We start from the raw sequence: 19,597 nt of genomic DNA, 5'->3' as shown, positions 1-19,597 counted from the left end.
GGCTGGAAGCCTCTCCCACACTTCAAGATGCGTCTGTCGCAGGTCCACTTGGATCTTTCGTGACCAAATAACTGCGAGTCCCCCGAGTGACGTAGATCGCTTCTTCACTCAGCCGCTGGCAGAGTTCGACCAGGAATCCGATCAGCCGGTCGAACTCGTCTTCATGATTAAACGACACTTCAAATCGTTCCAGCACGTCGTGCGAGAGCTGGGCCGATGGATCGATCCAATAGCCTTTGACGGGAGTCGGGGATTGGGTGTAGGCCCGATAGTGATGCATCAGAAACTCATGGATCGCCGAACGTGCCGTTTGGGTCCCATGATAGAAGCGGGGGTCATCCAGCTTGTGAGACGGAATGTAAAACTCCGTCATCGTCCCCAGCGCCAGGATGTGTGGCGAGTCTTTGGTACCCATCAGCTGAATTGCTTTTGCATCGCGGCGAGGAACTCATGCAATTGCTCACCGGGCAACGCGTTGATTCCCGCGGCTGCTTTGCGTCCGCCGCCGGTCGGAAACTGACGACAGAGTTCGTCGGCCCCGGTTTTGGTTGCCAGCGGGGCGCGGACGCTGACCAGGTAGTCACCCGATGGCAACAGGCTGGCCAAGGCGTGAGCACGGTTCGGGTTCTCACGCGCCAGTTGGTTGCTGTACACGCCGCTGACACGCCGCGAAAACGATTCGTTCGGAAACGTGAACGCCGCGCAGCATTCGGTTTCCAAAACCGGGGCGATCGACTTCGCCCGATTCATGTCACTTTCGAAACCGTCGCGGAGGGTTTGAAACGTGGTGTCGGCGGCAATGAATTCGAAGGGATCGGCATACGGCTGGATTTTGCGGTACAGCTGATCCGGCGGGAAATACAAGTCGTCCAGGGTGCTGCCGTAGCCGTTGTAGTTCAGCAGGGTGCCGAGCGTTTCGAGCTGATCGAGTTGCGGCTCGGTCAGATCCAGTGGTTGTGCGGCACTGCGAGCGGCGTCGTGCAAGTTGTCGCCGAACAACGCGGTCACGGCCCAGGGCAGGAACGCACCCTCAAGGTGATGATTGACAAGCAGACCGGTACAGACGTCTCCGGCGGTGTCGATTTGCACCGACAAGTTCTTTGATTCGGGGATCTCGCCGGCAAAGTGGTGGTCGAAATAGACGACTGCGACGTCCTGCTCGAGCAGCCGCACCAGTTCATCACGGTTTTTATCGAGGGAAATGTCCAGCACGGTGACGGTGTCGCCGGACCGAGCCTCGACACGTTTGAGCAGGTTGATGTCGCGTTTGACACCCGTCACCAGCGTGCTCTCTCGCGGTTGGGCCAAGCGAAGCTGGTGCAAGGCGCAAATACCGTCTGCATCACCGTTAAACACGTCGAAGTGGGCCACGTCAAACTCCTGGATCGAGAGGGAAGCAAGGAATTTAGCGTGCCGGAGCGGATCCGAAAACCGAGGTCGGGTTTTCCGGGGCTGCCAGGGAGACGGGGATGCTCTCGATTCATGATGAAGGCAGTTTGATCGTTTGGTGATTTCCCTGTGACGCTTTCGTTGTGCTTGGGTGAATTGAAGGCCGGAATCGGATTTGGTGTTCGTCCAGGCGGCTGAAAAGGCAGCAGTGGACGCTCGGCTCGGCTAAACTGTTGCTCCCCGAAAGGATGTTTCCTCCATCCGTCCCACCCAATGGCCCCTTCCATGAACGTTCGAACGATCTCCGGCGTTTCAATCCTTGCGTGTCTGTTCCTGACGTCGACCACCTTGGCCGACTGGCCGGCCTATTTGAATGGCAACGACCGGGCCGGTTTCACATCCAATTCCTTGGATCCTTCGCTGCGGCATGCCTGGACCTACAAGTCGCCGGCCAAGCCGATCAAAGCGTGGTCGGGACCGCGTGAGGAGCCGATCGAAGGCCATGTGATGAAGCATCGCGTCGATTTTGATGACGCGTTGCAAGTCGTGATGGCAGACGGGCGAGTCTACTTCGGCAGCACGGTCGATCACCGTTTGCACTGCGTCGACGCCCAATCGGGACGGCCGATCTGGGACTTTTACACCGAGGGGCCGATCCGCCTGGCGCCGACGCTGGCCCATGGCAACGTCTACTTCGGATCTGACGATGGATTGGTGTATTGCCTACGTGCCGCCGACGGTGAAATCGTTTGGCAAATGCGAGTCGGCCCCAAAGATGACCGGTTGCTCAGTCGCGGCGAAATGATCTCGCGCTGGCCGGTTCGTACCGGAGTGTTGATCGATGGCGACACGGCCTATTTCGGCGCCGGGGTCTTTCCGCATGAAACGGTTTACCTGTGTGCCGTGAACGCAAAAGACGGTTCGATCATCTGGCGTAACGACACGATCAGCGAGCAAAACGCCGGCCGAAACGATCTGTCGCCGCAAGGGTACCTGCTGGCCAACGATAAGTACTTGTACGTCCCCTCGGGCCGATCGTTGCCGGTGGCGATTTCGAAAGCAACAGGGGAGATCGTTTTTCAACGCACGCATTCCTGGCGAACCGATGCCGGTGGTGTCGTGGGCGGTACCAAAGCGCTCTTGGGTGACGGTCAAGTTTACGCCGGCGGTCCCCATCACTTTTTGGCGATGGACCAAAAGACCGGCAACGTCGGTGAGTCCTGGATCACCGGGCGACAGATGGTCTTGGCCGACGAACTGGCTTATTTGATGGACGGAGAAAAAATCTTTTGCGTCAACCGGGCCGAACACGCCAAGGCGAGTCAAGAAAAACAAAAGTGGTTTCTAAAACTTCGCGAGCGGCCGACGACTCCGGAGAAACTCGCCCACGCCAAGAAGATGATGAAGGAGGCGATGAAAGGCGGCATCCTTTGGGAATACGCCAGCGACTTTGATGATGTATTGATCGCTACCGAGAACGTCGTCATCGCCGGCGGCCTGAACGAAGTCGTCCTGCTGGATCGTTCCAGCGGCGAAAAATTGTGGCAAGCAAGCGTTGAGGGGAACGTGCGGGGACTGGCCGTCGACGGCAGTCTCCTGACGGTGAGCACCGATAGCGGGAACATCTACGCCTATCGAAGTGACGAGACGACAAATCAGGCCGCAACGTGGCCCGGCCCCGCCTCCGCACCGTTCCCCGCCGACGACCTGACCGAGTTTTACGAGTCGGCGGCACGGCAGATTCTCGAACAGAGTGGTCAGCAGACCGGATACTGTCTGGTCGTCGGAAACGGTCAAGGACGCCTGGCGCACGAATTGGCCCTGCAGAGTGAACTGACGATCTATGCGGTCGAACCGGACGCGGAAAAGGCGGCAGCGTCGCGCCAGGCACTCCAGCGGGCTGGCATCCATGCTACGCGGATCACGGTGGTCAATGCACCGATCGACGACATGCCTTTTTCCAACTACTTCGCCAACCTGATCGTGTCCGAGTCGATGCTGCTGGACGGCCAATTGCCGGGTGATCCCGAGAAAATCGCGCGGCATCTAAAACCTTGCGGCGGCGTCGTGATCCTGGGACGCCCGGCCGGCGCGGCGAACCTGCCAGAGATCGTGGCGGCCGACAAGACGCTTGCCTGGCTGACGCAGTTTTATCAACAGGAAGAAGGCGAAGTGGTCACGGGAGCGGACTGGCAACTGCTGCGACGCGGCAAGCTGCCCGGCGCGGGAAATTGGTCGCACCAATACGGCAACGTCGCCAACACTTCGTATTCGGATGATCATCGTATTCGCGACGGTCTGGGCGTGTTGTGGTACGGCGACCCCGGCCCGAGCGCGATGATCAATCGTCACGAAGCCGCCGGGGCGCCACTGTCGACCAACGGCCGCATGTTCATCCAGGGGACCGACCGGCTGATGGCCTACGACGCCTACAACGGCACGTTCTTGTGGGACTATGAAAACCCCGGCGCCATCCGCACCGGCGTGTTCAACAATCGCGAAACCCACAACCTGGCCGCCAGTGATGACGCGCTTTACGTGGCGATCGACAACCAATGCCTCGCACTCGATGCCGCAACCGGCAACGTCGACGCGACGTACCAAACCCCCGAGTCCCCCGACGGGGTGCAGCGCGCCTGGGCCTACCTGGCCTATGACGACGGACAGCTGTTCGGCACCAGCACGATTCGCGAAGAACTGGAACAACGGATGCGCCGACGCGGCTTGACCGTCAAGAGTCAGACCGACGCGGTGTTCGCCGTGGACACCGAGACCGGCGAGCGGATGTGGACGTATCGCGGCAGCAACATTCTGCACACGACCATCGCGATCGGACCGGAACGGATCTATTTCATTGACAGTTCGATCACCCCCGAAGAACGCCAACAGCTTTACCTCAAAGACAAAAGCGACTTGAAAGAGCTGACCGGCGAAGCGGCCGAGCAGGCCGAAGCGGAGATGAAGAACTATGACGTGCGTTTGGCCGTCGCGCTCGATCGCCGCAGCGGTGAAAAGCTGTGGGAGAAACCCGTCAACGTCACCGACACCACCAACGTCAGTGCCGGAGGCGGAAGCTTGACCTTGATGGTCGCCGACGGCCATGTCGTGCTGTGTGGTGCCAACGCCAACGGGCACTACTGGAAACAGTTTCTGTCTGGACAATTCGACCGCCGCAAATTGCTGGTCCTCGACGCGAACGACGGAACCGAGCTTTGGTCCAAGAATGCCAATTACATGAACCGGCCGGCCGTCATCGGCGACGAGATCTATGCCGAACCGTGGGCGTTCAACTTGCACACCGGCGAACCGAAGACGCGGCCGCATCCGTTGACCGGCGCCGACAGCCAATGGCGTTTCAGCCGCCCGGGACACCATTGCGGCATCATCACCGCGACCCCGAACATGATGTTCTTTCGCTCCGGCTTCATCGGCTACTACGACTTGTACGAAGACAGCGGCACACGGCATTTCGCCGGCCAGCGACTCGGTTGTTGGGTCAACGCCATCCCGGGCAACGGGCTGGTGATGATCCCCGAAGCCAGTGCGGGATGTGTCTGTCAATTTTCGATCGCCTCGACCGTGGTGATGGAACCCAAAACCGAAAACAAGTCTTGGGGGATTTTCAGTGCCGTGGGCCCGACCACGCCGGTCAAACGAATCGCCATCAACTTCGGTGCGCCGGGAGACCGCAAAGAAATCGCGGGCCTGGAGTGGCTCGGTTACCCCAGACCCAGCAGCCGAAAGCGGCTGGAGTTTGTCTTTGACTTGAAACCGCAACTGTCCAGCGGCGGGGGGTGGTACAGCCGCAATCTTGAATCGGTCGAACTGGGGGATTCGGACAAACCCTGGGTCTACGCGTCGGGGGCGCGGGGACTGAAACAATTTGAAATCCCGCTGTTGGGCCAAGACGATCCCAAGGCGACGTATGACGTCAAGTTCCTGTTCGCCAACTTGGACGAATCCGATACGGGCGCGTTCGCGATCAAGCTACAATCAGAAATCGTGAAGTCGGGGATCGTCATCGCGGCGACACCGGGGCAACCGGCGAAGTCGCAAACAATCGAGTTTTCCAACATCACGGTCGACGACAAACTGTTGGTTGAACTGGTTCCCGACGATCCGTCACGGTTGCCGATCGTGTCGGGAATCGAGGTCACACGAAAGGAATAGCCATGATCCCCTCCAAAAAATCCTCCCCCATCAAATCCACCGCACTGGTTTCGATGGCGCTGGCCTCGATGGCACTGATTTCGATCTCGCTGGCGGCGGTCGCCGATGCCTGCCAGGTCCCGGTGTTCCGCTACGCCCTGGAGCGCTGGCCGGCGGACAACTATGAGCTGGTCGTGTTGCACGACGGCCCGCTCGGCGAGGCGGAATCGAAGCTCGTCGAGCACTTGCGGGCGTCCGATCGTCAATCGTCGGTGGCGGCGAACTGCGGCGTCAGACTGATCGAAGTGGCCGACCTCCAAGACGACGTGCTGAAATCGGTGTGGACGGAGCATGGCAAATCCGGGAAACCGGTGTTGGTGTCGTTGTATCCGGTGACGGCCCAAGAGGTCCCCGATCGTCTGATTGCCGCCGCTCCCCTGAACGCGGAATCCGTCGGCAACTTGATCGATTCCCCGATCCGACAGGAAATCGCGAAACGGCTGGTCGCGGGAGAGTCTGCGGTCTGGATCTTTGTGCCCTGTGGTGACCCCAAACAAGACCAGGTCGCACTGGACAACTTGACTCGATTGGTGCAGCAAAACGAACAGTCATTGGAACTGCCCGAACAGGAAGAGATCGAGGACGAACAGGAACTGTTGCAGCAGGTGGCGATCGACTTGCGATTGGATTTTTCGATCCTCACGCTCCAGCGCGATGACCCCAAGGAGCAGTTTTTGCTGAAGATGCTGTTGGCCAGTGAACCGGACCTGGAGGGGCTGGATCAACCGATGGCGTTTCCGGTGCTGGGCAGGGGCCGCGTGTTGTACGCCCTGGTCGGCAAGGGGATCTCGGAATTGACGATCGGTTTGGCGTCGCGCTTCATCATCGGCCCCTGTTCCTGTCAGGTCAAAAACCAGAACCCGGGGTTTGACCTGTTGATGGCGGTCGACTGGGAAAAGAAAATCGGCACGGCAAAGTTGAGCGACCCGTTGCCGGAGACGACGTCGGCCCCGGTGCTGCTGACCATTCCCCCGGGGCGAAACGCCAAGTAATCCGCTCCGGACGCCGTGAACGCAGCTCAGTCGATCGAGGATCGAGCCGTTCCAAGGCCCCCTAAATTGACGCCAAACGGAGTATTTTTGTTAGCGTTAGGGCGCGAGCCCTCCGGTCTTTCACGGTGTTTCTGAAGCCTGACCGGACGGCTCGCGGGCTGTCGTTTTTGTCAGCCGCGACGCGTAAGCGGCCGGACATTTCCGACGCTGCCCGAGGCCTTACGGCCAGCGGCTCACCATTGACTCAGCAGATCCCAGCTAAAACGACAGCCCGCTCGCGCCGTTCCGCCAGCACCTCGAGACGCCAAAGTCGATGGCGCCATTGGGCTGACGCCATCGGCAAGCATCGTGCCAGCCTCTCCGGGCCTCCGCAAAGGCATCGACTTCGCTCGCCCCTCCTGCCAGCAGGCTGACGCATCCGAACGGCATGACCTCGCAGCCGGACGGGGCACCCGGACCATGGATCGGTTCCGCGTGTAAATCCTCGACGGTCCCCCGCCGATTCTCTGCGGCGAAACCCCATGGCGGGTCAACGGCGCGTCGATCGGGTATCATCAAAGTCTTGTCCTATTGCCCGCCGGGACCATTTATTTGATTCCACCAAGGTTGCTCTCCATGACCACCGTCCTGATCGTCGATGATTCCGCCGTCTGCCAGCGAGTCGCAGGCGCCTGTGTCCAAGCGGCCGGATGCGACGTCCGCTATGCCGCCGATGGATGTGAAGCCCTTGAATCGGTCAACGCGGAAAAGCCCGACATTGTGTTGACGGACCTGCAGATGCCCAAGATGGACGGGCTGGAGCTGGTCGAACGGCTTCGGGACGTGTATCCACAACTGCCGGTGATCCTGATGACGGGATTCGGCAGCGAAGAGGTGGCCGCACGGGCGCTGCGGGCCGGGGCATCCAGCTATGTGCCCAAAGAGAACCTCAGCAAGGGGCTCAGCGAAGCACTCCGCACGGTCATGTCGGTGGTGCACGCGATCCAGGAACGTGAAAAGGTCCTCGCGTTTTTGGAGGAAAGCCAGTCCCGTTTCGTTTTAGGGTATGAACCCGGTGGGACCCAAGCATTGGTCGGCTATCTGCACGAGCAACTGAAACTGCTGAACTACTTTGACGAATCGACGTTGGTGCAATTGACGACCGCGCTCAGCGAATCCATCACCAACGCGATCGACCACGGGAACTTGGAATTGGATTCCGATTTGCGTGAAGAGGATGACGGTTCCTACCGGGATCTCGGCGAAGAACGCATTCAGCAGCCACCGTATTGCGATCGGCGGGTGACCGTCAACGCCACACTCACGCAGTCCGAAGTCAAGTTTGTCATCAGCGACGAAGGCCCCGGATTCGATCCCTCGTCGTTGCCCGATCCGACCGATCCGGAAAACCTGCTCAAGGCCAGCGGACGCGGCATCATGTTGATCCGGACATTCTTGGACGAAGTCACGTTCAGCGAAAAAGGCAACGAAGTCACCCTGATCAAGCGTCGCGATTCCATCAAGGAAGATGAGAGCTGAGATCTGCTGAATCGAACGCAATCGATGTCTTGAATCTCAATTCACGCCACCCTCCCGCGTGGAGGCCGTGCAGTTTTAGAGTCACCCTCCTGGCAGGCATTGGTGTCGACACATCGTGCGTCACCCTCCCTGACAGGGAGGGTCGAGCGCAGTGAGGGGAGGGTCCAATGGCGGACCGCAACGTTCACTTCCGTGTGATCCGACCCCGCCGGCGCACCAGAGCAAGCCTTCACTGGGGCGTCGCACACACCTCCGCGCCCCTCCCAGCGGGAGGGTGATTCAGTTTGGGGCGTGCACCCCCGCGTCTCCGGGAGCACCGCACCGCGGAACGACGCCGGAGGTGTCTGACAGCAAATCCTGAGGCCGCGCAAACGATCCCCAATTCCGGGGAGACCTGATCCACCCACACGCATCGGGCCGAACATCGACGCCAGGAATCCCATCAACAAGTCCAACAAATCGATTGAGGCAGGCAATTTGGCGGGTCGCGTCCCGATTTCGGCGGTCGTTTCCGGGGGAACAATCGTCAAAACCGGCCAAAAACCGAACCTGGCAACGAATTTTGGAGTCTGGGGGAAGAGATCTTGTCAGTGAAAAGTCGAGAAACTAAACTTCGCGACCCACCGGGAGAAAACGCCCGGCGGCCCGGCCAATTGCCCACCCAAGGCAACCCGGCCGGTCACATCAATCCCCTGTAGCTCAGTTGGTAGAGCAGGCGGCTGTTAACCGCCTTGTCGCAGGTTCGAGTCCTGCCGGGGGAGCTTTTTGAAAAACTACGGAACGAAGTACCGTCCAGTTAACGCCCGCAAGGCCCAAATCGGCCCGCGGGCGTTTCTCGTTTTGGCCCCGATTTTCGCGGTGCCAAGCGACTTCTCGCTGGCCGGACACCTCTCGCGCGTCCGCGATCGGTCAACTCTGAGACAAGCGTGAAACCCAAGATCTCGCTCGAATCCCCGCCGAGACCGCCAAAACATCTCACTCTCTCGGAATCACAAGCCCAACCGGGTTAACGCCCGATCTCTCTTCGATGCACCGGGCCAACCTGGTCGCCGGTGCTCCCGTAGACCACTCCTCTACTTAGGTGCGAAGACGCGCTCGCAGAGGCATGCAATTGCATAGCTTCACATGGAAGAAGGGTTCTGAATGATGACAACGTGGCCGAAGAGAGGCGCACGTGAAGCAGGTGTGGTCCCACGTACCACTTCGAAGGATGGCGGTGTACAATACTCAGTTAACGCAGGACACATTTACGCCACAGGCAAGGGATCTGCGAGTTTGCTCATGTGACCGCGCACAAATGAATTCTTCTGAAGAAACCTCACCCACTGTCGCCAAGAAACTTGATGCGTTACCACGAATTCATTTTACGTCCGAAAGCATCAGTGGCGACACTGAGATATACGTAGTCGAGCACGAAGAGTTTTCGTCACCTATTGAAATCGTCTCTGGAGCCGGTATCGGCGTAACGCCGTACACAAAACTTTTGGCTCGTAATATTCCATCCAATCTTGCCGGTCAGTCAGTTGCTGATTTCGGGACTGGGACTGGTATCCAAGCGATCGTTGCTAGCCTTCTTGGAGCGAAAAAGACTGTCGCGATCGATATCTCAGCGGAAGCTGTTAGCCTTGCCGCACAAAATGCTTCTCGGAATGGTGCAGCCGTTGAATTCAAGCAGCAGGTCAATGAAATTCCAGAGACGGAAGAGTTTGATCTGCTGCTTTGCAATCCAGCTTCATTACCGAGTGATGGGTTGATTGGCCACTTCTTTGACGGCGGAGAGATGGGAAATGCGATGATCTTTCGTTTCCTGGATTTCTGCGTGAGGAATCTTTCAAGTTCGGGACATGCACTTCTAGTTCACACCAGCTTGGTTCCGCTTCACCTTACTCAGGAGTTCGCAAGGGAGCGAGATCTTGATCTGTCCTTTGTTGACCTAGAGGTTACACCGTTTAGGAAGTTTTACTCGTCGATACTTGAACGGCTTCACTCAATGCGTCGTCATCACGGAATACAGTACTTAGAAAAGGACGGCGATCTCTATGAATTGCTGTACGTTATTCGAATTCAAAAATGATTTGCAAGGAGAGACAAGTGTCGACAAAGAAGCGTATCTGTTTGCTTTACACCGGCGGAACGATCGGGATGGTGCAGCACCTCCAAGATGATGGTTCTATTGAGTTGAGGCCCCCAGAAAACATTGGGGACTTTGAGAGGAATATCCCGGAACTCAAGGATTTGTGTACCGCAGAGTTTGTTCCGATTCTCAACCTAGACAGCACCAATATGGTTCCTGAAGATTGGACGACGATAGCTACGAGCGTCTACGAGCGAATGGATCAGTTCGACGGTTTTGTCGTAATCCATGGAACCGACACAATGCATTTCAGTGCATCTGCCGTTTCGCTGGCTCTCGGCCCAAATCTGAACAAGCCCGTAGTTTTCACCGGTGCTCAAACGGATATGTCCGTGCTACACGGCGACGCACGGATCAACTTGATACGTGCGGTCCGAATTGCGCTTGAGCCAATCGCGGAGGTCGTTATCTGCTTCGCAAACCATGTTTTTCGCGGATGTAGAACTCAGAAGCGTGATGAGAAACGATTTGATGCATTTGAATCTCCGGCATTTTATCCCGTCGCGGACATCACGGAAGAGATCTTAATACATCCGGTCACCTCAAGGCCGAAGGAGAACATTCAAGCAATCGATTTCATGCCCGAGTTTTCGGCAAACATCTTGCAAGTTTCGTTGACGCCTGGCTTAAAGCCAGAACCTCTTTACCCACTTCTCGAGTCGCGTTCTTACGATGGCTTTATCCTCCTTTCCTACGGTGCGGGAAACGTACCCAATCGAGAAGACAAGCCTGAGTATTCATTTGAAGGCTTTATCAAGAAGGCTACGAAACACAACATACCAGTAGTCATCGCAAGCCAGTTTCCTGCAAATTCCACTATGCATACTAAATACGAGCCCGGAAGAAAGGCGATTCAAGCTGGAGCAATCCCGACTGGAAACATGACAAACGCGTGCGCTACCGTGAAATTCAATTGGGTATTGACTCAGGTCCGAAGTTTGATAGCAAAGGGTGTGGAGCGTGAAGAGCGTCTTATTGAATTAGTGAACTACCGCATGGGCAAACCTCACGTCCACGAGATGGACTAGTGGTCTAGTTGCTTGAGGGAATTGATTTCATGAATACAAAAACCAACTTCCACCAGTGCACGACCCATGATGCCCCGGGGGGTATTGCGAAGGCACGAGTGCTGGTGATTTATACCGGCGGAACAATAGGGGCAGTTCCCAAAGATGCTGGTGATCCACATAGCCCATTGGTCATTGCTAGCTGGGAAAGGCTATCAGAGGCTATTCCGAAACTCGACCAACTTCGTGAAAGAGGCATCAAAATAGATGCTCACGCATTCGTAGACCCGATCGACTCGACAAATATCCGCCTTGAATGCTGGACAGCCTTAGTAGATCTAATTGCTGAGAACATCGAAGAGTATGACGGGTTCGTTGTCGTACATGGTACCGACACCATGGTCTATACGGCTTCTGCACTCTCGTTCATGCTAAAAGGGCTCCCGAAGCCGGTGATTCTCACAGGCGCTCAGGTTCCAGTGATAGGTCGTGTTGTTGAGGACGGTACGCGAAACTTACTTGCCTCAATATGTTTGGCTACAAAAGATATCCCCGAGGTGTGCATATTTTTCGACAAACGTCTATACCGAGGTAATCGGACGATCAAGTCCAATGCATCGGGACTTGGAGGATTCTCGTCTCCGAATTACCCGCCTCTCGCTGAAATCCGGGATTCCGATTGGTCAGAGGACTCGATTTGGATAAATAAAAATGCTGTTGTAAAAACACCAACGCGCGCCTTCTTACCTCAGACCAAACTAGATGCGACGGTCGTTCCAATCCGACTTTTTCCGGGGATAAGTGGTGATCTGTTGAAGAACATACTTCACCTTCAGGGATTAGACGGTGCTGTCCTCGAAGCATACGGAACGGGAAATGCACCTACAGATCCGGACTTTCTGGATCCAATTGGTGAATTAGAAGACAAAATCGCGATCCTTGACGTGTCACAATGCGAAGAAGGCGAGGTGCGATTAGGTCAATACGAGACCGGTGCCGGGCTCCTTTCCCGTGGTGTTCTGTCAGGTGCCGACATCACGGCTGAAGCAGCGCTTTGCAAACTTCTGGTTGTCCTCTCTGACAAGAATGTTAAGCGAGAGGAAGCCAAACGAATGATTGAGCAGAATCTTGCTGGAGAGCAAAGCCAGAGCGTGCTGAGAATTCGACTCGAAAAAACAACAGATGCGGCGCAAGATCGATTAGACCTACTTTCGGCACCCAATCAGCCACGGCATTGGGATACAAGAAAGATATCGCATGTCACACTCACCTTGTTTGGGATTTCCACCAATGCCGACGACGCTTCTGAGGTTGGTTCCCAGATTGAGTTGCATGTAAACCTCGAGGCGGGACGGAGTCCCAAACAAAACTCATCAAGTTATGCAGGCACATTCATGAAGAACATCATGCAATCACCTGCGTTTGCCTCGTTCGATCTGACGGATGTTGCAAGTTCCGTTGCACCGGGCGCTCCGCCTCGCGTGTCACTGTTTGCTGCAGATATTCATACAATCAAGGTAGAGAAGGCCCTACTGATGCTGTTCTTACGCGATGCCTCTGAGTGATAAGATGCCAAACCAGCGATTCGAGTCTGACTATCTCGGAGAACTAAGCCTGCCCGCAGACGCTCTTTACGGAATACACACTCGACGTGCTTTAATAAATTTCTGCGCGAATGAAACCGTCAAGCGTGCCGGCGAATACCCCAGTCTTGTTGGGGCATTGCTGGCAATCAAGGCAGCCTCCGCGAAGGCAAATGCCAAAGATCTTCGCATTGAAAAAAAGATGGCGAACGCGATCGTCATTGCAACAAAACGAGCACTCAACTCGGATCTTCCAACACTTTTTCCGATCCCAATAATCCAGGGAGGCGGAGGCACCTCACTAAATATGAATGCTAATGAGGTAGTCGCAAATATCGCGAATGAAGAACTTGGCGGTGCGCGGGGTAGATACTCGCCTGTCTGCCCATTTAACACCGTTAATTGTCGACAATCCACAAATGATGTAATTCCCACAGCGACGAGAATTGCTGCAAGAGTGAGCATTAAGGATTGCAGCGATCGCTTGAGCGACCTTTCCTTTGCAATATCTACCACACTGAAAGCATTTGCGGATATGCCCAGAGTAATAAGAACTTGCTGGCGAGATGCCATTACAGGTGACTTCGCAACGCTATTTGGCGGAATGTCCGCTGCTATTCAGTCCGCAACCTCGAATTTGAAGTTGTCTTCAGAAGCCCTTCGAGATTTACCTATCGGCGGCGGAGTAGCGGGAGCTACCGAATACGTGGATCGTGAATTTGGACAGAGTGTTCTTAACTTTTTGCAAGCTGATTTTGATTTTGGCGAGATGCGTTTGTGCAAGAGTTTTTCTGAAGCCGCCCAAGACCCCAGTCCGCTAGTTGCTGTCTCAGACGCACTAGATCGAGTATCGCGACTAGTTTTCAAGCAATGTCAAGATTTGCGTATCCTCAGTTCTGGGCCAGATGCCGGGATTGCGGAGATCGAACTTGCTCCTGTGCAGGTTGGCTCGTCTGCAATGCCCTGTAAAGAAAATCCCGTTCTTCCAGAATACGCAATGCAGTGCTGCCTACTCGTGCAAGGTCACGCCGCAGCGGCGCGAAGCACTATTGACCACGGAGACACAGATCTGAACGTTTGGGAGTTGCTTACCTATGTTTCTGTTGTTGACGCGGCAAATCTGCTTGCAATTGCCGCCGAAGCATTAAAACAGTGTTTTGCAACTTTGCATCCAATTAAAGCACAGTCTGCAAAGGCAGGCGAACTAAAAGCCTCTAAAACTTACAAGCAAAGCTTGGCGGAGGGGTACCTGCAAACAGAGCATTTGATCACGAAGCAGCCGAAACCCTAAATTTCAATCTCTAAGAGTGCCGCAAATGCTTGACAGTGAATTTATTCTACAGAACTTCGTCCATGTTGGATCAAGTGACAGAATATTTCATACCACAAACGCTTTTCTAACTGATCCAGATCGACCAAATCGAATCATTGGTTTGAACATTTGCAGGCGCGGAATAGGCTCAGTCGATGAGCTTCTTGATTTTGAACACTTGCAATATTTAGATGCGAGCGAAAATGATATCGTCGATATTTCTGCGCTAGCGTACTTGCGCGAGTTGAGAGTTGCTGACCTCTCGTTTAACAAAATATCCAATGCATATCCGCTGGTTGGTTTGCAACACCTGGAAAAAGTCAATTTGTGCTCCAATAAGATCCAGCGGGTTCCTACATCTTTTTCAGCCTTGGACCTTCCGCTTCTCTGGCGAGACGACAAAAAAGGCCGCGGAGTTGTACTGTCAGGAAATCCACTTTCGGGTGAGTTTATATCCCTGCTGACAGACCCGAGCCCACGCCAAGCTGAGATCAAAGAGTTCTTAGCTAAAAGCAGCGAAGACTACGAAGAACCCATCAGTTCGACAGTCGAGGCAAGGATCCTTATCGTTGGGCCTGGAAATGTAGGCAAGACGACTTTCTTCAGGGGGTTGCAACGTGAAGCGACGAGGCGATCGCAACGCCCAACTGAAGGGATTGACATTGGAGAGCATGCAACGCTGTCACGCGGTAAGCGTTTTATATACAAGATCTGGGATTTTGGGGGGCAGAAGGTCCAGTACTCGTTCCATCGACTCTTCTTTGCCAATCACTGTTTGTTTTTTTTGGTGTTGGACAGCAGGAAAGAGGAATCACCGGACAAATGGCTAGATTACATCAGAAGCTTTGCACCAAAAGCACGCATTGTCGTTGTCTTGAATAAAATCGATGAGCACCCGATGTTCGACATAGATCGCGCGTCACTTAGAAACGCTTTTCCCAATGTTATTGGTGTCTTTCAGGTATGTTCGTTGACTGAAAGCGGTTTTAGCGACATTGTTCGGCTGCTCCGAGAATATTCTGAGTCTGTCGACTGTCACAAAGTAGTGGTCGACGAGAAAACTGCGCTTGCCCGAATGCAATTAGCTTCACTTCGGGACGAAACACCGTTTATTGGGAGGGCGCAGTTTGACGAAATTTGCGATCGGAATGGGATCGCCCGCGATGCTCAATGGGATTTTATCGTCTCAATGGAGATTTTAGGCGAAATTCTTACTGTTGATACAGTGGACGATATAGTTATTTACCCAAAATGGTTACTGCAGGCTGTCGCTGGCACGTTACTTTCCAACCGTTTGTCAGATCACAAAGGCATCGTTTCTGAAGGTGATTTGCGGAAAACGCTCGAGCCCTACACTCAGCGATACACAAACTACGGTAGGGCACATCAGCAGTCCATCATCTCATTGATGGCAAAATTTGATCTTCTGTATGTTTATGCTCCAATTGGACACTCTGACCGGACAACTGTAGTAATTCCATCTGCACTCAGTCGCCAGTCAATTGAATGGAATAGTGGAGAAAAATCCGTTAGAATTGCGATTGATCTTCTGTTTAATTCAGTCCCACTCATGCACAAGCTGATAGTGCGTCTCTTGGCGCTAGGAATAACGCAAAAAGAAAACGTTTGGTATAGCGGTGCTCTATTAAGCGCTCCAGGTGCCTCAAGTTCCGTAGGTGTTGTCATTGCGGATGAAGCGAGGAATTCTATTCGTGTCCAAATAGAGATCCCGCATGCAATAGGGTTGCTGCCTCAGTTGATAGTGATAATTCGAGAACTCGCGTCAACAGAAAATACTAGCTTTATTTCGCGTGAATCTATTTCGCTTGGGCATATCCACGGCTTCGAAGACCTCACCGAGGAATACGTCGATTTTCTCGATATTTCGGCACATGTGGATCTCAATATGACGGAGATGGTTCATTCCCGGACTCGACGTCTCGTCCCAATAAGCCAGCTGCAGGTATTCCCAAATCTTATCCGAGGCCAAGCCGCCGAGTCCGATGGCATTCCTTCATCCGGATTTGGTTGGTACCGGCAGCTTTAACCTAGGGACTCTTCTTGTTGTGAACGCAATTCGGAAATCCATATATCTAATTGCCCTCGGATGCTTTCGGTTACATGCGTCCTAAGTTTCTGGATTTCACCTTCCGGAGCATTTGTCCTGAGAGCTCGTTCGAGAGATTGTGTAAATGTTTCATACTCGCTGTCATGCTTGGATGGATTCGCTGAATATGCTGCTGTGTAACCCTGAATGATCCCAGAAATCGCTTGGATTCTTGCTGCGGTCCTCGTTGCAAGTTTTTGGCCTGCAAGCTCTTCTCTTGTGTCGACAAGTTCCTTTCGCTGTAAAGACAGCTCTCGAGATTGCATGAATACAGTTAGGATTACACCAGCAAAAGCTAACGCGGAGAACAATGTATTTGAGTAGTTGAAAGAGTCTCCAAATGTCGACAAGAGCTCTTTGTCTAAGGCCCCATTTGGATCTTTAAAGTCTATCCCGGGAACTCGGTTTTCGATTGGCGCCTTGCCAATGTGGTTCCACGCGGCTATCGTCCCGCCGAATACACAGGCGGCGATCAATAGGCGGCCCGCAAAGGGGACAGCATGGCGAAAAATTACACCTGTTGGCGACTGTTTTTGCAAGTTTCGTCGCAATTCGGCTGAGATCATCGCGGCTGTTCCAGTTCGGAATTCTTCAACTGAAATGTTCGCGGATTTACATGATTCGCGAATTGTGAATCCATTGTTGTAGTGATCATTGAGCGCGCTAAGTAGCTGCTTTTCCATTGTGGCCTCCACGGGATGGGATAGTTGTTGTAATTGTTTCAGCAGTTTTGTTCGAGCGATTGTCATCATCATACACCTCGTAGCGCAACGCGTTTGAAGCATATTGCATAGGTTCGTAGAGTCATGGAATCCGTGACAACTAGCCGCGGAGATTTCAGCGGTCTTTGATAGATGATCGGTTTACGGGAAAGGGGTTTTATTTGCGGGATTCGTCGGCCCGGGCGTGAACCGGGTAGGTAAGTCTCGTTGGCTGTTAACTTCTTCTCCGTTGGCTTTGGCTGGGCGAGCATCGCAGGCACTTGGCGCGGATTGCTTCCACTTAAGGAGCATTCTGTGGCGTCGCTTTACCTTACCGAAGACCTATCTGCTGGCGAGATTTCCGCCGAGCAATGTGAACAACGTGTCGTCGAAATCTTGGCGATCGGACTGATGCGTCTGAATCGTCGAGCCGGACTGTCCAAAGCAATAGAGCGGGATGGCTCCACTTCTTTTCCAATCTCTGGCGACTCCGCCGCATCTCGGCTTGAGTCTCTTCCGGATTCTGGGCTGACTGTTCCCAACCGTTAACCCGTTTCAGATTTCCGCAAGCGAGGCTACCGATGCAACGAGACACCGAACCAGATCCTGCCAACCATCGACATTCCGTCCACCAATTGCGTCAACAACTCGATAGAGCAGGCGAAAAGTCTGAACAACCCACCGATCAAAACTCAGCCGATCAGCATCAACGCCGCGTTGTTGAACTTCTCGGGATCGCTCTGTCCCGATTGAACGGCCGCGGTGGATTAAGCAAGTCGACGGAACAAAGCGGAACTGAACCATCGGAAACCTCTGGCAACTCAGCCGAGAACCGGCTTGAGTCTTCACGCGACTCATTGCTGACTGTCAACAACGGTTAGCGGTACCTAAGAATCGCGACGGGATCTTGGTCCTGTCTAGTCGTCCCACCTCGTTTATCTGATTCTCACATGCAGAAATTCATTGATCGCCGCGGTCGAGTTTGGATCGTGGTAACGACCGCGAATTAGCGGTCCGTAGTATTCGACGATTCCCTCACATTCGTCCGATTCCCTCGGCACCGCATACGGGTCTTCTGGCCTCATGGCGGTCACCAACCGCAACGAGCGATACTCACCTGTAACCTTTTCAAATCCAGATGACAAATTCTCTGCGATCCGGATCGCTTTGGGAGTGGTAAGGCTCATGGCACCATCAACTCCTGTTTCCGTCGTGCAAACCCGATGAGACACTTTTTCGAGTGTGAGCTATGAAGCCTGCTGTTCACCCAGACGGGAGCGTCAGCGGCTGACTTCGGTTTCGCAGTCGCGTAGAGAGCCAGCGAAGGGTGATCGCTCCGTCTCGCGGGGTCCGCATTGAATGCTCGTAGCGTGCTGATGCATTGAACGGAACAGCAGTTTTTGGGTATCGTACTCACCGTCGGTCGCCCTCGAAGTATTGACCGGCCACAGCACCGGACGTTGGCGCGTCGCGGTGCTCTTTCTCTTTATCGATCGTGGTTTGTGCTGCCAACCAGATTAACGCGAAAGTGCATTTCGCGGGTATGGCTGACAATAGGGGCTTGGCCACTCTGACACTGGAGGGAGCAAAAGACCTCCACTTCAGGCTGGCCAACGTCCCTACGTGAGTTTGGGCTAAATTAGACGGCGCCTTCGGGTAACCGCCAGCCCCAACGCACCGCTACCGAAGATCGCGAGGGTGGCAGGCTCGGGGACAGCCAGAGTCGCCACGTCGCCGTCGCGAACTGCCCACGCAAAATGATCGGCGCCTCCACTAAACGCTCGAGATTGAGTGCCTCCGCCCATGATGAAGTCAAATGCAAACGGGAAGGCACCGACATCAGGCCCCATATACGGCGTACCCGTCCAGTACGCTGATTCGATGTTTAGAAAGAGGCTTTCGTCTGCGAGGTCAAGCGGGGCGTCGACAAGCCCTTCATTTGGCGGGTTGTTCCCGTTTACGTCCTTGAGACCAATGTTGCCAAGACTGATGTAGAACAAGTGGCTCAATTCGCTCTGCGTGCTGACGATGTTCCAACCCAAGTCGGAACTTCCATCGAAAGAACGCACATAGTTGTAACTGGATCCGTTGACGGGTTTTGCCTTGGGCAATCTCCAATCGTCCCAAAAGATGTCGCGTTCACTGTCGTAGTACACAAGAGCATCGGCCCAAGCCACCGCGTTCGCCCACGACATAATTCCGTCGGTCGCGGAAACGCCATCGTCGAAGATCGAGCCAGCCCCGTAGTTTCCGTTTTGCAGCCAAGTTACATCGAGCACGTCATCATAAACTAAGCCTGCACCTCGCGAGACTAGTCCTCCATTCACGCGTCCCGATCCCGTAACGAGCACCACCACGCATCCGGTCAATAACAATTTCATTTGCTGCATCGTTGGCGTTTCCTTAGGTTTTGCAGTTCGCCGATCCCCAATTACCTCGACAGTCGACTTCAACCGTATTTGGATCGCTTTGGTGCGTCAATTAGCTTGCTGGGCCGAGCTGAGCGCTTTGATAATCTCTCCCAAGATTGCGACTCTGCGCTAGTCATTTTGGGTGTCGGCCTGGCGGTTGGATGCTTCATGATGACGCAGATCGACTTAGTCGACTTTGGCACAAGATGTTGCAACAGCATCGTTTTGGGGTGA

At 54.4% G+C, this 19,597-nt stretch carries 12 protein-coding genes and 1 tRNA gene; 9 read left to right on the top strand and 4 right to left on the bottom strand.

The window, feature by feature from the left end:
• Positions 1-22: 22 nt before the first annotated feature.
• Positions 23-415 (bottom strand): hypothetical protein, encoded by a 393-nt coding sequence (locus Enr13x_RS02385; protein WP_145384515.1) that lies wholly within the window; start codon positions 413-415, stop codon positions 23-25.
• A complete protein-coding gene (locus Enr13x_RS02380) occupies positions 415-1,371 on the bottom strand; it encodes an acetyltransferase (RefSeq protein ID WP_145384514.1) in 957 nt (318 codons plus the stop codon). The genes Enr13x_RS02385 and Enr13x_RS02380 overlap by 1 nt, the downstream gene beginning before the upstream one ends.
• A gap of 303 nt (positions 1,372-1,674) precedes the next feature.
• On the opposite strand from Enr13x_RS02380, the gene Enr13x_RS02375 reads away from it, so the two are divergent.
• The 9 genes from Enr13x_RS02375 (at position 1,675) to Enr13x_RS02335 (ending at position 16,191) form a co-directional block, all read left to right on the top strand.
• On the top strand, positions 1,675-5,559 hold the full coding sequence (locus Enr13x_RS02375) for an outer membrane protein assembly factor BamB family protein (protein WP_197455720.1): 3,885 nt from the start codon (positions 1,675-1,677) through the stop codon (positions 5,557-5,559).
• Between the two features lie 2 nt (positions 5,560-5,561).
• Positions 5,562-6,590, top strand: a complete 1,029-nt coding sequence (locus Enr13x_RS02370) for a hypothetical protein (protein WP_145384512.1) — start codon at positions 5,562-5,564, stop codon at positions 6,588-6,590.
• Positions 6,591-7,205: 615 nt separating this feature from the next.
• A complete protein-coding gene (locus tag Enr13x_RS02365) occupies positions 7,206-8,108 on the top strand; it encodes an ATP-binding response regulator (protein ID WP_145384511.1) in 903 nt (300 codons plus the stop codon).
• Positions 8,109-8,796: 688 nt separating this feature from the next.
• Positions 8,797-8,869 (top strand) — tRNA-Asn (locus Enr13x_RS02360).
• Positions 8,870-9,405: 536 nt separating this feature from the next.
• Positions 9,406-10,182 (top strand): 50S ribosomal protein L11 methyltransferase, encoded by a 777-nt coding sequence (locus Enr13x_RS02355; RefSeq protein ID WP_197455719.1) that lies wholly within the window; start codon positions 9,406-9,408, stop codon positions 10,180-10,182.
• A gap of 17 nt (positions 10,183-10,199) precedes the next feature.
• A complete protein-coding gene (locus Enr13x_RS02350; RefSeq protein ID WP_197455718.1) occupies positions 10,200-11,270 on the top strand; it encodes an asparaginase in 1,071 nt (356 codons plus the stop codon).
• 29 nt (positions 11,271-11,299) lie between these two features.
• Positions 11,300-12,814 carry an asparaginase gene (locus Enr13x_RS02345; RefSeq protein ID WP_145384508.1) on the top strand — a complete coding sequence of 505 codons (1,515 nt, stop codon included), beginning with the start codon at positions 11,300-11,302 and terminating at the stop codon, positions 12,812-12,814.
• 4 nt (positions 12,815-12,818) lie between these two features.
• Positions 12,819-14,123 carry a lyase family protein gene (locus tag Enr13x_RS02340; protein WP_197455717.1) on the top strand — a complete coding sequence of 435 codons (1,305 nt, stop codon included), beginning with the start codon at positions 12,819-12,821 and terminating at the stop codon, positions 14,121-14,123.
• A 25-nt stretch (positions 14,124-14,148) separates the two neighbouring features.
• Complete coding sequence (locus Enr13x_RS02335; protein ID WP_145384506.1) at positions 14,149-16,191, top strand: COR domain-containing protein; 2,043 nt, start codon at positions 14,149-14,151, stop codon at positions 16,189-16,191.
• Here Enr13x_RS02335 and Enr13x_RS02330 read toward each other — a convergent pair.
• Both Enr13x_RS02330 and Enr13x_RS02325 read right to left on the bottom strand, forming a co-directional pair.
• Positions 16,188-17,006, bottom strand: coding sequence for a hypothetical protein (locus Enr13x_RS02330; protein ID WP_145384505.1), 819 nt, complete (start codon positions 17,004-17,006; stop codon positions 16,188-16,190). The two genes, Enr13x_RS02335 and Enr13x_RS02330, sit on opposite strands and share 4 nt — an antisense overlap.
• 1,580 nt (positions 17,007-18,586) lie before the next feature.
• Entirely contained in the window at positions 18,587-19,342 is a 756-nt protein-coding gene (locus Enr13x_RS02325) for a PEP-CTERM sorting domain-containing protein (protein ID WP_145384504.1), read from the bottom strand.
• Positions 19,343-19,597: the final 255 nt, after the last annotated feature.

The sequence above is a fragment of the Stieleria neptunia genome, from assembly GCF_007754155.1.
Classification (GTDB): Bacteria; Planctomycetota; Planctomycetia; order Pirellulales; family Pirellulaceae; genus Stieleria; species Stieleria neptunia.
Note: the sequence above shows the minus strand (reverse complement) of the source record. Positions and strands in the feature narration are given on the sequence as shown.

Coding starts and splice junctions, on each gene's coding strand:
- Enr13x_RS02345 (WP_145384508.1), top strand. CDS start 11,300: ATGAATACAAAAACCAACTTCCACCAGTGCACGACCCATGATGCCCCG.
- Enr13x_RS02335 (WP_145384506.1), top strand. CDS start 14,149: ATGCTTGACAGTGAATTTATTCTACAGAACTTCGTCCATGTTGGATCA.
- Enr13x_RS02365 (WP_145384511.1), top strand. CDS start 7,206: ATGACCACCGTCCTGATCGTCGATGATTCCGCCGTCTGCCAGCGAGTC.
- Enr13x_RS02385 (WP_145384515.1), bottom strand. CDS start 415: ATGGGTACCAAAGACTCGCCACACATCCTGGCGCTGGGGACGATGACG.
- Enr13x_RS02340 (WP_197455717.1), top strand. CDS start 12,819: ATGCCAAACCAGCGATTCGAGTCTGACTATCTCGGAGAACTAAGCCTG.
- Enr13x_RS02375 (WP_197455720.1), top strand. CDS start 1,675: ATGAACGTTCGAACGATCTCCGGCGTTTCAATCCTTGCGTGTCTGTTC.
- Enr13x_RS02330 (WP_145384505.1), bottom strand. CDS start 17,006: ATGATGATGACAATCGCTCGAACAAAACTGCTGAAACAATTACAACAA.
- Enr13x_RS02325 (WP_145384504.1), bottom strand. CDS start 19,342: ATGCAGCAAATGAAATTGTTATTGACCGGATGCGTGGTGGTGCTCGTT.
- Enr13x_RS02355 (WP_197455719.1), top strand. CDS start 9,406: ATGAATTCTTCTGAAGAAACCTCACCCACTGTCGCCAAGAAACTTGAT.
- Enr13x_RS02370 (WP_145384512.1), top strand. CDS start 5,562: ATGATCCCCTCCAAAAAATCCTCCCCCATCAAATCCACCGCACTGGTT.